This window comes from Amycolatopsis sp. NPDC114503 (assembly GCF_055633655.1).
In genome coordinates, this window is sequence record NZ_JBVKDT010000023.1 from 69,910 (window position 1) to 88,499 (window position 18,590).

The 18,590-nt window shown below is 70.9% G+C and carries 20 protein-coding genes; 6 read left to right on the forward strand and 14 right to left on the reverse strand.

Features of this window, described 5'->3' with window-relative positions:
• Positions 1-16: 16 nt before the first annotated feature.
• Positions 17-1,279, reverse strand: a complete 1,263-nt coding sequence (locus ACZ7OI_RS47740; RefSeq protein WP_470270732.1) for an alpha/beta hydrolase family protein — start codon at positions 1,277-1,279, stop codon at positions 17-19.
• Positions 1,280-1,317: 38 nt separating this feature from the next.
• Here ACZ7OI_RS47740 and ACZ7OI_RS47745 point away from each other — a divergent pair, with 38 nt between their 5' ends.
• Positions 1,318-1,845: a helix-turn-helix domain-containing protein gene (locus ACZ7OI_RS47745; protein ID WP_470270733.1), complete on the forward strand. Its 528-nt coding sequence runs from the start codon at positions 1,318-1,320 to the stop codon at positions 1,843-1,845.
• Positions 1,846-1,891: 46 nt separating this feature from the next.
• On the opposite strand, the gene fgd is transcribed toward ACZ7OI_RS47745, so the two are convergent.
• The 4 genes from fgd to ACZ7OI_RS47765 form a co-directional block, all read right to left on the reverse strand.
• Entirely contained in the window at positions 1,892-2,896 is a 1,005-nt protein-coding gene (gene fgd, locus ACZ7OI_RS47750; protein ID WP_470270734.1) for a glucose-6-phosphate dehydrogenase (coenzyme-F420), read from the reverse strand.
• Between the two features lie 105 nt (positions 2,897-3,001).
• Positions 3,002-4,429: a glycoside hydrolase family 76 protein gene (locus ACZ7OI_RS47755; protein WP_470270767.1), complete on the reverse strand. Its 1,428-nt coding sequence runs from the start codon at positions 4,427-4,429 to the stop codon at positions 3,002-3,004.
• A 126-nt stretch (positions 4,430-4,555) separates the two neighbouring features.
• Positions 4,556-4,930 (reverse strand): YciI family protein, encoded by a 375-nt coding sequence (locus ACZ7OI_RS47760; RefSeq protein WP_470270735.1) that lies wholly within the window; start codon positions 4,928-4,930, stop codon positions 4,556-4,558.
• A gap of 94 nt (positions 4,931-5,024) precedes the next feature.
• Entirely contained in the window at positions 5,025-5,363 is a 339-nt protein-coding gene (locus ACZ7OI_RS47765) for a hypothetical protein (RefSeq protein WP_470270736.1), read from the reverse strand.
• 33 nt (positions 5,364-5,396) lie between these two features.
• On the opposite strand from ACZ7OI_RS47765, the gene ACZ7OI_RS47770 reads away from it, so the two are divergent.
• Positions 5,397-5,684 (forward strand): hypothetical protein, encoded by a 288-nt coding sequence (locus ACZ7OI_RS47770; protein ID WP_470270737.1) that lies wholly within the window; start codon positions 5,397-5,399, stop codon positions 5,682-5,684.
• A 966-nt stretch (positions 5,685-6,650) separates the two neighbouring features.
• The gene (locus tag ACZ7OI_RS47775; RefSeq protein WP_470270738.1) at positions 6,651-7,445 is read left to right on the forward strand and encodes a siderophore-interacting protein; all 795 of its coding nucleotides are present in this window, start codon (positions 6,651-6,653) and stop codon (positions 7,443-7,445) included.
• Positions 7,446-7,449: 4 nt separating this feature from the next.
• On the opposite strand, the gene ACZ7OI_RS47780 is transcribed toward ACZ7OI_RS47775, so the two are convergent.
• Positions 7,450-7,974: a methylated-DNA--[protein]-cysteine S-methyltransferase gene (locus tag ACZ7OI_RS47780; RefSeq protein WP_470270739.1), complete on the reverse strand. Its 525-nt coding sequence runs from the start codon at positions 7,972-7,974 to the stop codon at positions 7,450-7,452.
• Positions 7,975-8,017: 43 nt separating this feature from the next.
• Between ACZ7OI_RS47780 and ACZ7OI_RS47785 the strand changes: the two genes are divergently transcribed.
• Positions 8,018-8,635 carry an RraA family protein gene (locus ACZ7OI_RS47785; protein ID WP_470270740.1) on the forward strand — a complete coding sequence of 206 codons (618 nt, stop codon included), beginning with the start codon at positions 8,018-8,020 and terminating at the stop codon, positions 8,633-8,635.
• 342 nt (positions 8,636-8,977) lie between these two features.
• On the opposite strand, the gene ACZ7OI_RS47790 is transcribed toward ACZ7OI_RS47785, so the two are convergent.
• Complete coding sequence (locus tag ACZ7OI_RS47790) at positions 8,978-9,166, reverse strand: hypothetical protein (protein WP_470270741.1); 189 nt, start codon at positions 9,164-9,166, stop codon at positions 8,978-8,980.
• Between the two features lie 122 nt (positions 9,167-9,288).
• Between ACZ7OI_RS47790 and ACZ7OI_RS47795 the strand changes: the two genes are divergently transcribed.
• Positions 9,289-9,582: a hypothetical protein gene (locus tag ACZ7OI_RS47795; protein WP_470270742.1), complete on the forward strand. Its 294-nt coding sequence runs from the start codon at positions 9,289-9,291 to the stop codon at positions 9,580-9,582.
• Between the two features lie 390 nt (positions 9,583-9,972).
• The gene (locus ACZ7OI_RS47800) at positions 9,973-11,202 is read left to right on the forward strand and encodes an alpha/beta fold hydrolase (protein ID WP_470270743.1); all 1,230 of its coding nucleotides are present in this window, start codon (positions 9,973-9,975) and stop codon (positions 11,200-11,202) included.
• A gap of 70 nt (positions 11,203-11,272) precedes the next feature.
• Here the strand turns inward: ACZ7OI_RS47800 and ACZ7OI_RS47805 are convergent, their stop codons facing one another.
• The 7 genes from ACZ7OI_RS47805 to ACZ7OI_RS47835 all read right to left on the reverse strand — a co-directional run bounded on the left by ACZ7OI_RS47805 (position 11,273) and on the right by ACZ7OI_RS47835 (position 18,588).
• Positions 11,273-12,124, reverse strand: a complete 852-nt coding sequence (locus ACZ7OI_RS47805; protein WP_470270744.1) for an oxidoreductase — start codon at positions 12,122-12,124, stop codon at positions 11,273-11,275.
• A gap of 77 nt (positions 12,125-12,201) precedes the next feature.
• The gene (locus ACZ7OI_RS47810) at positions 12,202-13,074 is read right to left on the reverse strand and encodes a helix-turn-helix transcriptional regulator (protein ID WP_470270745.1); all 873 of its coding nucleotides are present in this window, start codon (positions 13,072-13,074) and stop codon (positions 12,202-12,204) included.
• Between the two features lie 58 nt (positions 13,075-13,132).
• A complete protein-coding gene (locus tag ACZ7OI_RS47815) occupies positions 13,133-14,629 on the reverse strand; it encodes a helix-turn-helix domain-containing protein (protein ID WP_470270746.1) in 1,497 nt (498 codons plus the stop codon).
• A complete protein-coding gene (locus ACZ7OI_RS47820; RefSeq protein ID WP_470270747.1) occupies positions 14,626-15,696 on the reverse strand; it encodes a DUF917 domain-containing protein in 1,071 nt (356 codons plus the stop codon). Before ACZ7OI_RS47820 ends, ACZ7OI_RS47815 begins: the two co-directional genes overlap by 4 nt.
• Positions 15,697-15,710: 14 nt before the next feature.
• Positions 15,711-16,430, reverse strand: a complete 720-nt coding sequence (locus tag ACZ7OI_RS47825; RefSeq protein WP_470270748.1) for an SDR family oxidoreductase — start codon at positions 16,428-16,430, stop codon at positions 15,711-15,713.
• Positions 16,427-17,521: a DUF917 domain-containing protein gene (locus ACZ7OI_RS47830; protein ID WP_470270749.1), complete on the reverse strand. Its 1,095-nt coding sequence runs from the start codon at positions 17,519-17,521 to the stop codon at positions 16,427-16,429. The genes ACZ7OI_RS47825 and ACZ7OI_RS47830 overlap by 4 nt, the downstream gene beginning before the upstream one ends.
• Positions 17,518-18,588, reverse strand: a complete 1,071-nt coding sequence (locus ACZ7OI_RS47835; RefSeq protein ID WP_470270750.1) for a DUF917 domain-containing protein — start codon at positions 18,586-18,588, stop codon at positions 17,518-17,520. The genes ACZ7OI_RS47830 and ACZ7OI_RS47835 overlap by 4 nt, the downstream gene beginning before the upstream one ends.
• Positions 18,589-18,590: the final 2 nt, after the last annotated feature.

Sequence of the window (18,590 nt, forward strand, 5' to 3'; positions counted from 1 at the left end):
GATGAGCGGGCCTCGGTCACCGTGCTCGCGTCAGCCACTCCGCCAGGTCGGCGATCACCGCCGGGTCGACGTGCTGCGGTTGCCGGTAACTGTCCGGAGTGGACGGTTCGGTGCCGGGAAAGAACTCGTGGTCGTCGACCGGATAGACGCGGATGTCCACCTCGGACCGTCCGCCCAGCCCGTCCCGCCATCGCGAGAGGTCGTCCTCGACGGTGACCTGATAATCCCGGCCGCCCTGCATCAGGAACATCGGCGCCGGCAGCGATGCGGCGGTCGCGACGGGGTCGTACTCGCGCAGCTCCAGCCAGTACGACCCGGGATAGCCGAACAGCAGCCCGTCCCCCGGCGCCGACGGCGACAGCGCCGGATCGGCGACCGCCTCGGCCTGCCGGGTGATCGGCTCGACGAGCGCCTCGACCTTGGCGTCCACCGCGGCCAGATGCCGGACCACCCGAACGGCGGCCCGGTGCATCGGCTCGGCATCAGCCGCCAGAAGGACCAGCCCCGCGACCGACGGCTCGGCGATCGCCACGAGCGGCGCGACCTTCCCGCCCATGCTGTGCCCCGCCACGAACACGCGCGCGGCATCGACACTCTCCTGCGCCTGCAGAAGACGAACGGCCGCGGCGGCATACGGCACGTACTCCGCGGACATCGTGAAGCCGGGCGCGCTGGCCAGCTCGGGATGGGCGTGCGTCACCTTGTCGAAGCGCAGCACCGCCACGCCCCGGGAAGCCAAGCCCCACGCGAGATCCTTGAGCGGTTTGTTCGGCCCGGCCGTCTCGTCGCGGTCGAAGATCCCGCCGCCGCTGAGCAGGACCACGCCCGGCCACGGCCCCTCTCCTCGCGGCACGGTCAGCGTTCCCGGCGCCGAATGGGGTTCCGCGGAAAGAACGACGTCCTCTTCGCCGAACGCTGATTCGTCCACATAGGACGGTTCAGTCCACGCCGCGGCGGCAGCGAGCCGAAGCCCGGCAACGGTTCCCGCCGAATCAATGGACATCACCACGAGAAACGCGCCCCGCGAGCAGACGACCGGCACCTGCACCCGGGTCAGCCCAGGACCCGCCGGCTCGGCAACCGGCTCGCCGAGCGAAGTCACCGGACCGTGCTCGCCGATCTGCGCGGCCCATGCGGCTTCCAGCGCCGCCGCGGACACCGCCGCCCGCAACTCCGGCGAAAACCGGATCGCGAACTCCTCGAACCGCCCGCCTCGTGCCTGTTCGACGACAGCCGTCGCCAGTTCGCTCGCCTTCATCCCCGCCCCCAACGTTCTCAAGTTGTGCGAACGGTAGCACCTTATGAGAACATTGGCGAGTGGACGTATTGACTCTGCTAGGACACCCGGTACGGCTGCGGATCGTGCACGCGCTGCGCGGCGACCGGACGCTCACCACCGCTCAACTGGGCGCACTGCTCCCGGACGTCTCGAAGGCGACGGTCTACCGGCACGTCGACCTCCTCGCCGACGGCGGCATCCTCGAAGTGGCCGACGAACAACGCGTGCGCGGCGCGGTCGAGCGCACTTACCGGCTGCGCAAGGAAAACGCGTCGATCGGCCCGGACGCGATGGCTGAACTGACCCCGGACGACCACCGTCGCGGATTCGCCGCCGCGACCGCCGCGCTGGTCGCCGAGTTCGACGCGTACCTCAGCCGGGACCAGGCGAATCCGGTCGAGGATCTCGTCGGCTACCGGCAGCACGCCGTCTGGCTGGACCGCGACGAACTGCTCGCGATGATCGGCGGCATGCGGAAAGCCATCGCGCCGATGCTCGCCAACGCTCCCGCGCCGGGCCGCACGCGATACCTGCTCAGCCCGATCCTCTTCCCCAGCGAAGACTGAGACCCCCGCCCAGCCGAAGCCGGACGGGGGTCTCGTACGCCCAAGGTCAGGACAGCGCGCGCAGCCGCGGCAGCACGTCCTCGGCGAACTGCGACAGGTACCGCTCCTGGTCGTGACCGGGGCCGTGGAACACCAGGTGGTTCAGGCCCGCGTCGAGGTACGGCTTGATCTGCGCGACCGCCTCGTCCGGGTCGGAGGCGACGATCCACCGCTTCGCGACCTGCTCGATCGGCAACTCGTCGGCCAGCCGCTCCATCTCCTCCGCCGAGGAAACCGTGTGCTTCTGCTCCGCGCTCAGCGACAGCGGGGCCCAGAACCGCGTGTTCGCCAGCGCCTTCTCCAGATCCCGGTCGTACGACATCTTGATCTCGATCATCCGGTCCACATTCGACGCGTCCCGCTCACCCGCGGCCGCACCCTCGGCCATCGCCGGCATCAGCTTGTCGGTGTAGAGCTCCATGCCCTTGCCCGACGTGCAGATCATCCCGTCGCCCGCGCGGCCCGCGTACTTCGCCACGACCGGGCCGCCCGCCGCGATGTACACCGGCACCGGACGCTCCGGCCGGTCGTAGATCTTCGCGTTCACCAGCTGGTAGTAGTCGCCCTCGAAGTCGACGCTGTCCTTGCTCCACAGCTCGCGCATCAGCCGCACCGACTCCCGCAGCCGCGCGAACCGCTCCTTGAACTCCGGCCATTCCCGGCCCGACACCGCGATCTCGTTCAGCGCCTCGCCGGTGCCCGCACCCAGGATCACGCGGTCGCCCGACAGCAGCGCCATCGTCGCGAACGCCTGCGCGATCACCGCCGGGTTGTACCGGAACGTCGGCGTCAGCACGCTGGTCCCGATCAGCACCCGGCTGGTCCGCTCCGCCACCGCCGGCATCCACGCCAGCGCCCACGGCGCGTGCCCGCCTTCGTGGCGCCACGGCAGGAAATGGTCCGACACCCACACCGAGTCCAGCCCCAGCTCCTCGGCCCGCACCGCGAACTCCACCAGCTCGCGAGGCCCGAACTGTTCCGCCGACGCCTTGTACCCGACCTTCAGCTCCACGATCGCCCTTCCCCGTCCGCATGAACCACGCAGGATTCCGTGGCACCGTCAACCGTACCCGGATGGGCCTTGCGGAGACGGGTGTGCTGTCGATCACTAACCGGGCTAGTACGTCGCGTTCATCAACCCCAGCGCCGCGGCCTGGCAACCCGGCCCTTTCTCCGCGCTGCCGGACCACGAACGCGAGTACTGGTCGAAGTCGTTTCGGGAGTGGGCATAGGCGGAATCCGCTTGCCTGGTCAGGAAATCCCGATACGGCGCGTCGGACGTCGCGGCGTCCAGTTCGGACAGTCCGCGGACGAGTCCGGCTTTGAAGTACGACCCGTCGTCGCTGCAGCTGCTGCCCTCGCCGGGGTCGTGGACGATGCCGTCGGCGCCGGTGAAGAACGACCCGGTGCGGGTCGTGGAGTAGGCGACCGACCGGGCGGTGCCGATCAGGTCCTGGTCGCCGGTCACCTTGGACAGCGCGGTGAGGCCGGAGACGAACACGCCCTGGTTGTAGGTGTAGCGCTGGCCGACCGCGGCGCAGCTGGTGCCGTCGACGCCATCGACCACGAGGCCGTCTGAGCCGATGAGTCCCTTGCCGCGGAACCAATCCCAGCCTTGCTGCGCCCGCGTCCGGTAGGTCGCGTCGCCGGTGCGGTCGGCGATGGTGGCGTTGACCTGGATGTACAGGCTGTTGGAGATGGATGCCTTGTAGGTCAGGCCTTCCTTCCACCGGATGCCGCCGCCGCAATCGCCGGTCCAGAAGGTCTGCATGTGGTCGGCGCCGGCTTTGGCGGTGGCGAGGTAGCGCTGCTGGCCGGTGCGGTCGTAGGCGTCGAGCCATGCCATCGCCCACCAGCCGGTGTCGTCGGAGAACTCGTTGCGGAACTGGCCGCGGCCTGCGTTGACGTTTTTGTCGTACGTCGTGGCCATCGCGTAGTCGTAGCTGGCCATCCGGCTGACCGCGGCGTTGCGGACCACCGCGGCCAGCGACACCGCGCTCCCCCAGCCGCCGCCGTTGCGGAAGTAGCCGGTGCCGTTGTCGTAGAGCGCCATCAACGCGGTCGCCGCCGCTTGCGAGCGGTTCGCCGCGTTCCAGCGGGTGCGAGCCCAAGGCGTGCAAGCGATCCGGCCGGTGTCGACCGCGCTGCCGCACGCGCGCAGGGCGCCGACGCCGCGGTTGTTCCAGTCGTCGTTGTTGTACATCTGCGTGCGCCAGCCGCCGACGCCGGACGGCGCGGTGGTCAGGCCCAGCTGCGCGCCGCCGTCCCAGGTCGCGCCGCCGTCGAAGGACCGGTCGAGCCACACCTGGTCGCCCGGGCGCGAGTGGTCGACGACGGCCCAGCCCATCGGGTCGCCGTCGGCGAAGTGCAACTGGAGGACGCGGTCGTCGAGCGGCGCGGTGACCGCGATCCGATCGCTGGACGCCTGATCGGCGGCGCGGTCGTCGCAGTATTTGTTGCACACCACGATGTTCGCCGCGGGTCCGGCCGGTTTCGCCTGGATCGGCGCCAGTGCCGACATCGTTGTCAAGACCGCCGTGAGCATGACCCGCACCGCTGCCTCCTCGGACCCCGCCCTGTTCCCAGAACGAAGATCCGCCCCCGGCGCGGTGCGGGTCAACGAATGACAAAGACTTGGCGCGCGAATAGGCCGGATGCCCCGCGCACTGGGCTATTCCGCGCCCATGCCCTCGATATCCTCGAACTCGACGACCTGGCGGACCTCGACCTCGATCTCGTCGAACAGGTCCGCGTACTGGCTCGCGTACTCGACCGCCTGGGCCCGGTCCGCGGCGTTGACCAGGGCGAACCCGCCGATGACCTCCTTGGCCTCGGTGAACGGCCCGTCCGTCGCGGCCGGCGTCGCACCGCGCGGCTTGCGGACGATCGCGCCCTTCTCCGACGGATGCACGCCCTCGGCGGTGATCAGGATGCCGCGCTCGGTCCAGTCCTGGATGAAAGCGCCCATCTTCGCGATGAACTCGGGGCTCGGGTTCCAGGCCTCGGGGGCGCTCTCGTCAAGCCGGTGCATCATCAGGAAACGCATTGCCCGCTCCTCGGGGTCAGTGGCTGGTTTCGTCCAGCTGTCACATCCTCGTCGAACGGGCTCGCACGGCATCGACACCGCGCCGGACTTTCTTTCAGCAGCGATGCGAGGACGACCTTCGCGGCCGGGCGACCCAGCCCCCGACGCCCGCGGCGAGGATCGCCGACGTCACAGCGACGCCCGCGATCGGGCTGTCCATCAGCACGAGGCCGGTGAGGAACGCGGTCCCGGCGAGGAGGAGCAACGCCATCCGGAGCGTGGACGCCCAGGCGACGACGAAATCCGCGGCCCGGGACGTCCAGGGGTCGCGGGTGTCGGGTTTGCGGTGGCGGCCGTGCTCGCGGCGGGCGAGAACCCGGTGCGCGGAGTCGACCATCTCGTCCCGGGTGGCGATCCGGCGGGGCGGGCGGGAGAAGGGGTCCCAGTCGACCACTACGCGGACCCGGCTGGGGTGGTCGGGGTCCGGGTGGAGGGGGTCGGCTGGTTCGGGCTCGGCTGCGTCGGTTGCGGCCGTGCGGGCGGCGGCCACATCGCCCTGGTCGGCAGCCGCTGCGTCGGCTGCGGCCGCGCGGACGGCGACCGCATCGCTTCGATCGGCGGCGGCTTTATCGGTTGCGGCCGTGCGAGTTGCGACTGCATCGCCCTGGTCGGCAGCGGCTGCGTCGGTTGCGGCCGTGCGGGCGGCGACCGCATCGCCTTGATCGGCGGCGGCTGCGTTGGCGCTCGCGGCGTCGTTCGGGGCTGCATCGCCTGACTGGGCTGGCTCGGTTGACCGAGCCGGTTCCCGTGGCTGAGCCTTCTCGGACGGCGTCTTTCCAGCTGACTGCTCGGGGCTGCTGTGCTGAACCGAGGTGCCTGATTCCGCCGCGCCGTCCGGCTGCTGCGGCATTGCCTGCTCACCAGCGCCACCAACCGGCGCGTCCTCAGCAGGCTGGGCCATTCTCGCCAGCCTCGCCGCGCCGCGGGGTCGCGGACCTGTCTCCGGTTCGCGCTCGCGATCCGGCTGAGGCGCCCGGACCAGCACCGCTTCTTCCGGCTCGGGCGCCCCGCCGATCTGGCGCGGCTGCCCGGTTCGGCGAGGCTGGTCGGCGAGGCAGGGAACCACCGTCATGAGGTCGTCATCCCTTTCTCTTCCGTCCGGCGGACCGGTTCCGACGGCTGCCCGGACCCCGGCCGTTCGTGCGGCGCGAGCCCGGGATGGGCTCATCCTGGCGAAGACGGTGTGTCACCGACCAGTTCTACTGGCAGTGTCGCGGTGAACGGTCCTTCAGCGTCGCCCAACGGTTCGAGTGACGGTTTTCGCTACTCTTCGCTGTCACCGATTCGACACCCGGCGGCCACTCTCCCGCCCGCTGGTCCAGACCTCTTGACACATCCGCGAACTGCGAAGAAGCGGCGCTGACACGGGAATATGCACGTTCATCCGCACATTCGCCAGGCGGGCAAACTCGGGTTCGCCGAAGGAGATCGCCGACAGTGATACACAGAGTGTCACGGCCGGTCCATTTATTGAGCGGTCAACCGTCACCCACACGAGTGACACGGAGCGTGATCATCGAGCGTAAGCAACGCTCGGCAAACTGGCCCGGATGGAGGTATCCGCCGGAGGCGAGGAGCACGGACGGGTGCATTCGGGGCGAGTTCGCGCGTCCTTGCCGTTCCCTCGAGGAAGCGGCTAACGTTCAAGAGGTAAGCCTTACCTAACTGAATCGGGACCACCATGCCGACCCTCCCCCAGCGCCGCACGCCCGACACCAGGCGGCTGCTCCGGACGTCCGTGCTGCGCGCCGAACGGACGTCCACGCATTTCGTGACCCTCACCGTCGGCGGGGAGGACCTCGAGGACTTCGCCCCGCTCGGATTCGATCAATGGTGCCGGCTGTTCTTCCCGCGCGAGGGGCAGGGCGAGCTGCGCCTCCCCACCGCGTCGAGCAATCGCTGGCTCGCGCAGCACATGCTCATGAGCAGCGCGTCGAGGCCGTGGGTGCGGAACTACACGATCCGCGCGACGCGGCCCGGCGAGGTGGACATCGAGTTCGCGGTGCACGGCGACGGCGGTCCGGCGTCGAGGTTCGCGGAGAACGCGCGGCCGGGCGACGAGATCGGCATTCTCGACGAGGGAATCACTTACCTGCCGCCGGAAGGCGTGAAGCAGCTTCTTCTCGCCGACGAAAGCGCGATTCCGGCGGCGCTGGCGATCCTGGAGTCGTCGCCGGGTCTGCGGGCCACGGTCTTGCTGGAGGTCGGGGCGCGGGACGACATCCACGCGGTCGACGTGCCGCTCGGCGCCGACGTCCAATGGCTCGTTCGCGAGGACGACCGGCTGCCCGGCCGGCTCGCGCTCGACGTCCTCGCCCAGCTCGATCTGTCCGATCCGCCGGGCTACACGTGGGTCGCCGGCGAAAGCGGGCTGGCCACTGGCGCGCGGCGGTTTCTCACGCGGGAGCGCGGGGTGCCGAAGCACGCGATCGCGTTCCAGGGGTATTGGAAACACGGCCGCGCCGCGCTGGGGTGAGCCGTTAGAACAGCCGTCCGGCGTCGTCGGCGGGCGGCTCTTCCAACTGCAGCAGGAAGCGTTTCCGGTCGACGCCGCCCGCGTAGCCAGTGAGGCCGCCGCTGCTGCCGACCACTCGGTGGCAGGGCACGACGATGCTCAGCGGATTCCAGCCGTTCGCGTTGCCGACCGCCTGCGCCGCGCCGGGTTCGCCCAGTTCGACGGCCAGGTCGCGGTAGGTGCGGGTCTCGCCGTAAGGGATGCGGGTCAGCAGCTGCCATACGCGGCGTTCGAACTCGGAGCCGCGCAGGTCCAGTTCGAGGTCGAAAGTCCGCCGCCGGCCGGTGAAGTACTCGGCGAGCTGCTCAGTCGCAGGGGCGAAACCGTCGTCGGCGCGCGGGCCGAGGTCGGGGAAGCGCGGGGTCCGGCTGTGGCCGTCGAAGTAGACGGCGACCAGCGCGCTGCCGTCGGCGACCAGGGTGAGGTCGCCGACCGGTGACGCGACGACGGTGTGCCGGAAAGCCATCTTCTCCTCCGTGATCGGTGCCACGGAACGGTATCCGGCCGGGCCGCGCGTGAGAGCATCGCCGTCCATGGACGACGGTTTCGCCGACATTCCGACCACGACGCTCGCCGACCTGCTCGGCCGCGGCCAGGTGCTCGACTACGGCGTGCGCCCCTTGTGGGGGCCGGTGCCGCGGATCGCCGGGCCCGCGTACCCGGTGCGCTGCCCGCCGGGCGACAACCTGATGCTGCACGCGGCCATCCACCGCGCGCCCGCCGGAGCGGTGATCGTGGCGGAGTCCGGCGACGTCGACTACGCGCTGGCCGGCGGCAACGTCTGCGCGACTGCTCAGCGACGCGGCATCGCGGGCTTCGTCCTCGACGGCGTGATCCGCGACCTGGCGGAGGTCCGCGAGGCGCGTTTCCCGGTGTTCGCGCGCGGCGTGATCCCGATCCCGGGCACGAAAGCCGCGGTGACGCCGCTGGGCGAGCCCGCGCGGTGCGGCGGGGTGACGGTGCACGCCGGGGACATCGTCGTGGCGGATGAAGAAGGCGTGGTCGTGGTGCCGGGACCGGACGCGGCGCAGGTGCTGGCGGACGCGCGGGCGAAGCTGGCCAAGGAGGAGGCGCAGACGCTCGACGAGTGGGCGGAGGCGCACCGGGCGAAGGTGGACGCGGCTCTGGAGGCAGGCGGGTTTCGCGGCTGAGCCGGAGGCGGGTGCCGTCTCGGAGGGCTCAGCCGAGGCCTGGCGCGGAACCGGTCGGCGGTGGGGTTGAGCGGCGGATCTCGGATGGCCGGTGACTTGGCTGGCCCGTGCCTTAGCTGGCCCGGCAACTCGGCTGGTCGGCGACTCGGTTCTCCTGTGACCCGGCTGGGCGGTGACTTGGCTCCGGAATCAGCCGAAGACGCGGTCAGGCGATCTCTCCCGCAAACCCGGGTGGCGAGAGCCTCGACCGGATCGGCCTGCCTGGCCGCGAGTCCCAGCCCTGGCCACCGGCCGCTCCCCCGCATCGGACAAGCGGTCCCGGCAGGCTTCCGCGCTGCCGGATCATTCCGGCCGGACTGTCCACAACGGACCCGCCAGCGCCAGTTCGGGGCCGGGTTCCGAGTCGGGCGGGAGCGGGTCGGGGTCGGGCAGCGGACGGTCCGGTCCCGGCGTCACCGGGTCCGGCTCCACCGGGCCGGGCGGGACGGGCTCGGGCGGGGCGGGCGGCGCGGTCGAGCGGGGGCGAAGCATCGCGGTCTCCTTTCACTCCCCGATGGGCTACCGCAGTCCGGCGGCGGCGAAACATCCGCCTGTCGCCGCCGGGGTCGGCTAGGGTCGAAGGCGGAGCCGACGAACCGAGAAGAGGCGAGACGATGAGCGCGGACAAGCCGGGCGAGCAGCAGCCGCTCGACGCGGAGATCGTGGAGACCCCGGGGCCGCCGCCCGCGGACCTGCCCGAACCCGACTACAGCGAGAACGGCGCCCCGTCGTTCGACTTCGTGCGGGACCGGATCGAGAAGCGGTACACGACGTCGGTGGGCGCGCAGGAGATCGCCGGGATCGGCGGGCCGGAGGATCTGCAGTCGCTGGACAAGAAGATCGCCGACCGCAAGGAGGCGGCCAAGGACAAGCTTGCCGAGATTCGGCGGGCGATGGGGAAGGAATAGCTCCCGCTCGGCGGGAATTCCGGCCGGGGACTGGGCCCGGGCGGAATCAACGCCTGCCCGGGCGGGTCGAGGTGAGACGCCTCGGCGAACAGGCCGCCGCGAACGTTGCCGCGCCCATGCTGGTCCTCGTCGCGGACGGGCTCGGCCGCCGCAGGACCCGGCAACGCCGAAAACCGCTCCGCACGCGCCAAGCCGACCCGGCATGCCCCGGCAGGAAGCCGCGCCGACGCTCGTCCTCGCCGCTCACGACCTCGGCCGCCACCGGCAAAGCCTCGGGTTCCCGCAAACACCGCGGCGGACCGCCCGAGAATCCGGCTCACTGTCCACAATAGACCCGAGCCGTCGAATTCCCGTGGCCTCCCCCGCGCCCGTTCTGGTTGAATCGCCCGTATGGCAACCACCGTGCGCATTCCCGGACTGGTGCTCACCGAGCACGAGTTCTCCGTCCCCCTCGACCATTCCCGCCCGGAAGGCGCGAAGATCACCGTCTTCGCCCGGGAGGTCGCGGATCCCGACGGGCTCGACCGGCCGTTTCTCGTTTATCTCCAAGGCGGTCCCGGGCACGAGGCGCCGCGGCCGTCGCACGGGTCGCCCAGCTGGTTGCCGCGGGCGTTGCGGGAGTACCGGGTTCTCATGCTCGACCAGCGCGGCACCGGACGGTCCACGCCGGTCGGCGCGCTCGCCGGCACTCCCGCCGAGCAGGCCGAATACCTCACGCACTTCCGCGCCGACGCGATCGTGCGCGACGCGGAGTTCGTGCGGCGGCAGCTGGGCGTCGAGAAGTGGAGCGTGCTCGGCCAGTCGTTCGGCGGGTTTTGCACCCTCAATTACCTTTCCCGGTATCCCGAAGGCCTGGCCGAGGCCTTCTTCACCGGCGGGCTGCCGCCGATCGCGCAGCATCCGGACGACGTTTACCGGGCGACGTTCGCCAATCTGCTCGAGCGCAACCGCCGGTACTACCTCCGCTACCCCGGCGATCGCGCCCGCGTCGAGGCGCTGTTGCCGTTGCTCGACGACGGCGCCGTGATCCTGCCTGACGGCAGCCCGCTCACCGCTCGGTTGTTCCAGCAGCTCGGTTACGTCCTCGGCGCCAGCGGCGGCGAGGAAGCGCTGCACTACCTGATCGAGCGCGACCCGAAGTCCCCGGCTTTCGCGCACGACGTCGCCAGCTCGCTGCCGTTCAGCGCGCGCAATCCGCTGTACTCGGTCATCCACGAGTCGTCCTACTCCGACGGGTTCGCCACCCGCTGGTCCGCCGAGCGCGTGCTGCCGGACGAGTTCCGCACGGACCGGACGCTCTTCACCGGCGAGCACGTGTTCCCCTCGCTCTTCGACGACCTCCACAGCCTCCGGCCGATGAAGGAGACCGCGGAACTGCTTGCCGCGCATGAATGGCCGCGGTTGTACGACGCCGACGTCTTGCGCGAGTGCACGGTTCCGGCTGCAGCCGCGATCTACGCCAACGACATGTACGTCGAGCGGGTGTTTTCCGAGGCGACAGCCCAGCTGATCCCGACGCTTCGGCCGTGGATCACCAATGAGTACGAGCACAACGGCCTGCGCGCGTCGGGCGATCACGTGCTCGGGCGGTTGATCGATCTCGTGCGCGGACGTGTCTGACCTGCGGTGAGGGGAACCCTCAGGGAATCTGATTCCCTGAGGGTTCCCCTCACGGACGGCGCGAGCGGGGTCAGGCGACGGTGACGCCGCCGTCGACGGAGTCGGTCGAGAGGGTCAGGTCCTGCCAGGCGTCGAAATCCTCCTGCACGCGCTGGCGTCCGGCCGTGACCAGCCGCAGCGCGTCCGAGCCGAGCAGCAGGTGCACGGGCGGGTTTTCCACGTCCAGCAGGCGCAGAATCGCGTCGCCCGCGCGGTCGGGATCGCCGATGCCCTGTCCAGCGAGAGCCTGGCGGCGGGTCCGGATCGGGTCGAACAGGGCGTCGTAATCGGCGATGCTGCGAGGGGCGCGCACCAGCGACCGGCCCGCCCAGTCGGTCTTGAACGCGCCGGGCGCCACGGCGGTGACCCGCACGCCGAACTGGGTGACCTCTTGGGCGAGGGTGTCGGTGATGCCTTCCAGCGCGTGTTTGCTGCCTTCGTAGAACGCCAGGCCGGGGAAGGTGGTGTGCCCGCCCATCGAGGTGATGACGAAGATCTGGCCGTCGCGCCGTTCGCGCATAGCGGGCAGGACCGCCTTGATGGTCGCGACTGTGCCGAAGACGTTGACCTCGAACTGGCGGCGCAGCTCCGCCATCGACGATTCTTCGAAGGTGCCTTCGAGCCCGTATCCGGCGTTGGCCACGAGCACGTCGATCGGGCCCAGTTCCGCTTCGACGGCCCGCACGGTGGGTTCGATCCGGTCCGCGTCGGTCAGGTCGAGGACGAACGCCCGGGCGCGTTCCGGGTCCAGCGCCCGGAAATCGGCCGCGTGCGCTTCGGTGCGGACGGTACCCGCGACGCGGTGTCCGGCGGCGAGGGCTCGCTGGGCGACGGCCCGTCCGAGGCCGGTGCTGACGCCGGTGATCAGGAAGATTTTGCTCACTGCGGAACATCCTTTCGTGAAGATGGCATGACGGCATGGACCCCGCGCGGTCAGCGGGGCCTGATGGCGGGCGAAGGTCAGGACTCGGCGATGTCCCGGGCAGGCGCGGCGGCGGGCTCGCGGCCCCAGCTGGCCAGCAGCCGCAACCGTTCCTGCGAGGGCGAACCGGCCGGTGCGCTGTAGACGACCATCGACTGGCCCGGGTCGGCGACCGCGGTGAAGATCTCGTACTGCAGCTCGAGATCGCCGGCCACCGGGTGGCGCAGGCGTTTGAGACCGGTGCTGCGTTCCTGGACGCGGTGTTCCGACCACCACGCCGGGAACTCGGGCGACCGCATCATCAGCTCGCCGATGAGGTTGGCGATGTGCTGATTCCGCGGCTGCGCGGCGGCGGCCAGCCGCAACCCGTGCACGTAGTCGCGGGCGACGCGTTCCCAGTCGCGCCACACCAGGCGGGCGCGCGGGTCCAGCAGCGTCCAACGCGCCATGCTGCGTTCCCGTCGCGGCAGCTCCGCGACGTCGGGAAACAGCAAGGCCCACAACGCATTCCCGCCGACGACCGTCAGGTTCCGGTCGCTGACGAACGCCGACGCCAGTTCCATCGAGTCCAGCACCTGCCGCAGCGCCGGACGCAACCGGGACGAATGCTCGGCCCGGTCCAGCCGCTCGGCCGTGGCTCCGGCGAGAGCGAACAGATGCCGCCGCTCGATGTCGTCGAACCGCAGCGCGTCGCACAGGGCGTGCAGCACCTGCTCGGACGGCTGCCGGGCACGGCCTTGTTCCAGCCGGGTGTAGTACTCGGCGCTCACCCCGGCCAGCTGCGCGACCTCGCCGCGCCGCAGGCCCGCGACCCGTCGTCCCGCACCGACCTCGGCCGGAAGACCGAGGTCGTCCGGCGTCAGCCCGGCGCGGCGGGCCCGCAGGAAATCGCCCAAGTCGTTCTTGCCCATGCCTCGAGTCTGCCCTCCGCCCGGTCGATCACCAAGGCTCTAGCTGGTCCTGCCAGTACTACTCAGCGGACCGGGCGAGAATCACCGCGCGGGCGGCCAGATGCAACGCCAGCCGCTCGTCCGGACGCGACAGATCGACCTGCAGCAGCTGCTCGATCCGGCCGATCCGCGCAGCCACCGTGTTCCGGTGAATCCCCAGCACCGTCGCCGTTTCCGCCAGCGAAGACTCTGCGTCGAGATACGCCGCGAGAGTACGGATCAAGTCGCCGGGCGCCGAGACCAGCGGAGCAAGCAACGCACGCGCGGCAGGCTCGAACGTGTCCGTCCGCGTCCACTCCAGCAGCAACTGGGCCATCCCGAGCTGGTCCACGTGCAGGAAATGCCCGGTCTCGGGACGAGTCGCGGCAAGGCGCGCCGCGTCGGTGGCTTCGGCGACTGTCGCGGTGAGACCGTCGGCGTGCGGGCGGCCGACGCCTAGGTGCGCGTCGAGCGTTCGGCGGAGGCTGCGGTGCACGGCGCGCAGCCGCGCGGACAACGCACGTACGCGTTCCGCGGTCGGCTCCTGTTCGAAGGTGACCCAGCCGGTCCAGCCCTCGCCGTGTTCGACGGTGACCGCGTCGATCGACTCTGCCCGGAGTGCGCGGACGACTTCTTGCGTGCGGGAGACGGTGTCGACGTCCGCGGGCACGCCGATGCGCAGGCCGACGTGCCAGCCGCCCAGTCGCCAGCCTGCGTCAGCGGCGCGGCGGCGCAGGTCAGCGCCGGGTTCGGTGTCTTGGCGCAGCAAATCGCCCAGCAGCGCGGACCGGGAACGGGCGTCGCGTTCCAGTTCCAGGCGGTGGGCCAGCAGCCAGCGCTGCACGGCGCCGGCGGCGACGGCCAGGGTCGCGGCGACGACGTCCGCGCGCGGGGACTTGGCTCCGGGCAGCTCGGCGGCCAGCCACACCGAGGGCTGCGGCAGCACGGCGGGATGTGCGAGCAGGACCCCGTCCGGGAGCGTGACGCGTTGCGGGACCGGCTCGTGCACTCGCACGCGGGCGGCCTCGGCGAGTTCACCGGCGAGCACCTCGCCGCGGTCGTCGAGGACGGCGACGGGAGCGTCCAGCAGCCGCCGCAGCACGGTCACGATCTCTTCCGGCGGACGCAACCGCTCCCCCAGCGCCCGGTGCGCGGCGAGCACGGCGTCCGCGCGGTCGATGTCCGGGGCGGCCAGCGCGAGGCGGGCGTCCACGAGCAGATCGAGCGGATCCGACGAAGCGACGAGCAGCGGCACCGACAGCCGTTCGGCCAGAAGCCGTGACGCGGCAAGCGGTTCGGCTCCGGGGAGCAGGACTCCGGCGGCTCGGGTGTCCGCGCAACGGCGCAGGAGGGCGTCGATCTGCCAGTCGGATCCGAGCGGGCGGACTACCACCACCAGCTCGCCGGGTGCGGGGGTGCCGGAGGCGTCCAGCGCGGCTTTGACTGTCCGCAATGGACGGTCCAAACCGGACTCTCCGGAGCACACCTTGACAAGGCCGGCCCACGAGGGCAGCGCGAGCAGCTGACGGAGAATCACTGGGCTGCCACCGGATCGCAGTCGATCCCGTACGCGCGCGGTTCCAGCAGCGGACGGCGTCGCGGATCGGTCCAGAACGGGGAAGCGGCGAGGCACACGACGTCCACCTCCACGCCGGCGCGGATCATGTCGCACTGCAGCGGGACGCCGGTGCGGCGGTCGAGCACCGACAGAACGTCCGGAGTGGACGCCACCGGCAGCCCGTCTCGCAGGGCCAGCAGGTACTCGTTCTCCATTTCCAGCCGCAGCAACGCGCCGTCGCGATGATCGGCCAGCGTCGCCGAGCCGCGGCCGAAGCCGGGGTGCCCGTGCTGTCCGGGACCGATGTGCCGCGACACCTCCAGCACCCGGCCGCGGGCGAGAACCTGGCCGTCGAGGGCGGTTTCCAGCGTGGCGAGGTCCGGGCTTTCCCCGGCGGCGAGAACCCGAGTGCCTAGGGCAAGTGCTTCGCTCGTCGTGTCGAGGACGGCGTGTTCGGCCAGTTCACCGGCGGGGATCGGGGCGAGCGCGATCGCTGCCCAGCCGCCCGAGCTGGCCAGGAACGCGCGGATCCCGCTCTCGACCACCGAGGCCGCCGCGGCGGCAAGCACCACCACCCGGCCGCCGGGTTCGGCCATCGCCGCCGGAGCGACGCCGCGGCCGGTCGCGGCGACCGAGAGCTGGTCGAGTCTCGGCAGCCCGCGTCCGGACAGGTCCGCGTCCACATAGGCCAGGCCCAGATCCTGGGCGGCCACCAGCGGCAGCAGGCCGTTCAGGCCGCCGATCTCGATGGACATCAGCGCCTGCGCGCGCTGCCCGGTCCAGCGTTCGATCGCGGCGATCGCCGAGGCGAATTCCTCGCCGCTGGGCAGTTTTTCGGCGAACGCGGCGGTCGCGCCTACGATCCCGGTCGGCACCACGAGGGTGTCCGGCGGGAGGTCGGCGGCCGGGTGCACGACGGGTTCCCGGCCGGATTCGGTCAGCCGCCGCAGCAGCACCGCCGCGGTGACGGTGTCCCCGCCCCCGCCGGACCCGAGCAGCGCGACGCCGCGTTCGAGTGCCGGCACGTCCGCGGCGGTGATGCGCATGGCTGGTCAGCGTATCAGCGGAAGCTGTACCCGCCGTCCGGATACAGCGTCGAACCGGTGGTGTAAGTGCTGGTGAACAGGTACAGCACGGCATCGGCCACTTCGGACTCCCGGCCGACGCGGTGCAGCAGGGTGTCCGCGCGGTACTGCGCGAAACTCGCCTCCCGCGCGGCGGACGGACGCCCGGCCCACAGGTTTCCGTCGATCGTGCCCGGCGACACGACGTTCACCCGCACCGGGGCCAGCTCCACCGCGAGCCCGCGGCCGAGCCCCTCGATCGCCGCGTTGCACGCGATGTACGCCGGGGCCGCGGCGGGCGGGCGCACGCTCGCGACGCCGGACATCAGCACCACCGAAGCGTCGTCCGACAGCTTCGGCGCGGCGTGTTTCACCGCGTGGTACTGGCCCCAGAACTTGGTGACGAACGGGCTTTCCGCCTCCTCGTCGCTCAAGTCGCGCATCGGGCCGACGGTGTAGGACGCGGCGGGCGTGAACAGGTGGTCGACCCGCTCCAGCGCGCCGAAGAACTCGGCCAGCGACGCCTGGTCGGTAGTGTCCACGGCCTGCCAGGTCGCGGTCGGGCCCAGTTCCGCGGCGGCCGCGCGCAGCTTGTCGCCGGTCCGGCCGCCGAGGTGGACGAGCGCGCCCGCCGCCGTCGCGCGCCGGGCGACTTCCAGCCCGATCCCGGAACCGCCGCCGAGCACCACGACCACCCGGCCGTCGAGCGAAGTCACGAAGCCACCTCCACGGGTACGAAATCGTGCGCCAGCCCGAAGGCCGCCGGGCCGAACGTGGCCAGCGCCTCCGGGGTGCGCATGAGCGGCGGCGTCGAGATCCCGACCACGGTGACGCGCTGGCCGTAGCGCAGCGTTTCGGTGGTGATCGGCTCGGCGGATTCCGCCTCCAGGACGCAGATCAGGTCGGGGACCAGGCAGCGGACTTCGCCGTCGACGAGCGCCACCAGGTTTTCGTTCTGGAAAAGGATTTCCAGTTTGCGGTCGCCGTCGAAGGACACTATCGCGGCGCGTCCGCGGGCGAATCCTTCTTCGGTCCGTCGCTCCACATCGGACACTTTGCCGCGGAACAGCACACGCAGATGCGAGTACAACGTGTCGCCGAGCGCGGTCGCCAACGCAGCCACTGGGTCGGCATTCTCTTCTCGCGCAAGGCGAATCGCCCGGCCGACGCTCAGCGCGAGCGAAAGCGTCCGTGGCACGGCCGTGCGCTTTACGTCCGCGCCGCTCATCGAGTACTCCGCGATGTGCGCGACGCCGCCGAGCCGGATGGTGATCCCGCGCGCGAGCCATTCCATCCGGCGGTTGTCGGCGCCGGTGTCGATCAGTGTGGTTTCGCCGCGTTCCCCGGCGATCCCCATCGGCGAACCGGGGACGCCGTACACGCCGAAGGTTTCCATCTGCAGTTCCGGAAACGCCCGGCCCATGCCGTCGGCGTCGACCACGGGCAGTCCGAGCCGCGCGCCGACGACCAGCGGGATCATCGAGTTGATGCCGCCGCATTCGATCGGCATCGTCGCGTCGGCCTTCGCGCCGAGGTGTTTCTCCAGCGCCCGCAAGGCAAGCTCGGGTTCGGCGCCGTTCGGGAGCTTCTCGTGCACGACGGTCGGCGCGCCCATTTGCGCGGTCGGGATGACGAGGGCGTCGTCGTCCAGGTCTTCCGGGTCGAGCACGGTGACGGGTCCGTGCTCGCGGATCGCCTCGCGCACCAGCAGCCGTCCGACATACGGGTCGCCGCCGCCACCGGTGCCGAGGACGGCCGCGCCGCGGGCGAGATCTCCGAGATGGTCTTCGGTCAGCATCCAGCTCATCCCGCGACCCCGATCGGGTCGAGGTCGTAGCCGAAGTACCTCGGACCGGCCAACGCGATGCCTTCCGGGGTGTGCCAGCGCGGATCCGCCGGAGCCGCGATCACCGTCACCCGCTGGCCGTAGCGCAGGCCCTCGGTGGTGACGGCCTCGCCGGACTCTCGGTCGAGGGTGCAGATGAGGTCGGGCACCGAAGCGCGCACCTCACCGTCCACCTCGGCCACCAGATGCTCGTTCTGGAAGCGCAGCATCATCTCCGCCCCGGTGTCACCGTCCATTCCGGACAGCCGGGCCTCGCCGCGGGCGAACCCGGTGACGGTGCGGCGGGCGACGTCGACGACCTTGCCGCTGAACAGCGTCCGGCCGCGCAGCCGCGCCACGACGCGATCCACCGGATTCTCGTGCGCCTCGCGAGCCTGCCGCACGAGCGCGCCGAGCTCCGCGCAGAGCGTCAGCGTGCCGGGCACCATCGCCTCGCGGGCCTGCGCGCCGGACATCGCGTAGTTGCTGATCATCGCCGAACAACCCATGTCGATGGTCGCCGACCGGGCCAGCCGCTCCGCCCAGTGGTTGTCCACAGTGTCCAGTACGCCGCGGTTTCCCTTTTCGTCCGCGATGGACATCGGGGTCGCCCGGATTCCGTACAGGGTGGGCAAAACCATCTGCAGCTCGGGGAACGCCCGGCCCATCCCGTCCGCGTCCACCAGCGGCAGGCCGAGCTGCGCCGCCGCGACGACCGGGATCAGCGAGTTCACGCCGCCCGCTTCGGCGCAGGCGATGTGCGTGAGTTCCTTGCCCAGATAGGTGGCCAGCGTCCGGGCGGCGAGCCCGACCTGTTCGGCGGACGGCAGTTTCTCCACCATCACCGTCGGCGCGCCCATCATCGCGACCGGCAGCACCACGGCGTCATCGTCCAATTCGGACAGCGCCACCAACGGAACCGAACCGTGCTCGCGGACCGCGGAGTGCGCCAGCAGCCGTCCGATGTACGGGTCTCCCCCGCCGCCGGTGCCGAGAATCGCCGCGCCGCGCGCGATGTCGTCCAGGTCGTGCGCAGTAATCTCAGCCATCG

Bases quoted from the DNA above. Each gene is read 5' to 3' on its own strand.
- ACZ7OI_RS47830 (WP_470270749.1), bottom strand. From the start codon at position 17,521: ATGAGCTGGATGCTGACCGAAGACCATCTCGGAGATCTCGCCCGCGGC.
- ACZ7OI_RS47755 (WP_470270767.1), bottom strand. From the start codon at position 4,429: ATGCTCACGGCGGTCTTGACAACGATGTCGGCACTGGCGCCGATCCAG.
- ACZ7OI_RS47760 (WP_470270735.1), bottom strand. From the start codon at position 4,930: ATGCGTTTCCTGATGATGCACCGGCTTGACGAGAGCGCCCCCGAGGCC.
- ACZ7OI_RS47810 (WP_470270745.1), bottom strand. From the start codon at position 13,074: ATGGGCAAGAACGACTTGGGCGATTTCCTGCGGGCCCGCCGCGCCGGG.
- ACZ7OI_RS47785 (WP_470270740.1), top strand. From the start codon at position 8,018: ATGGACGACGGTTTCGCCGACATTCCGACCACGACGCTCGCCGACCTG.
- ACZ7OI_RS47820 (WP_470270747.1), bottom strand. From the start codon at position 15,696: ATGCGCATCACCGCCGCGGACGTGCCGGCACTCGAACGCGGCGTCGCG.
- ACZ7OI_RS47795 (WP_470270742.1), top strand. From the start codon at position 9,289: ATGAGCGCGGACAAGCCGGGCGAGCAGCAGCCGCTCGACGCGGAGATC.
- ACZ7OI_RS47800 (WP_470270743.1), top strand. From the start codon at position 9,973: ATGGCAACCACCGTGCGCATTCCCGGACTGGTGCTCACCGAGCACGAG.
- ACZ7OI_RS47775 (WP_470270738.1), top strand. From the start codon at position 6,651: ATGCCGACCCTCCCCCAGCGCCGCACGCCCGACACCAGGCGGCTGCTC.
- ACZ7OI_RS47790 (WP_470270741.1), bottom strand. From the start codon at position 9,166: ATGCTTCGCCCCCGCTCGACCGCGCCGCCCGCCCCGCCCGAGCCCGTC.
- ACZ7OI_RS47835 (WP_470270750.1), bottom strand. From the start codon at position 18,588: ATGGCTGAGATTACTGCGCACGACCTGGACGACATCGCGCGCGGCGCG.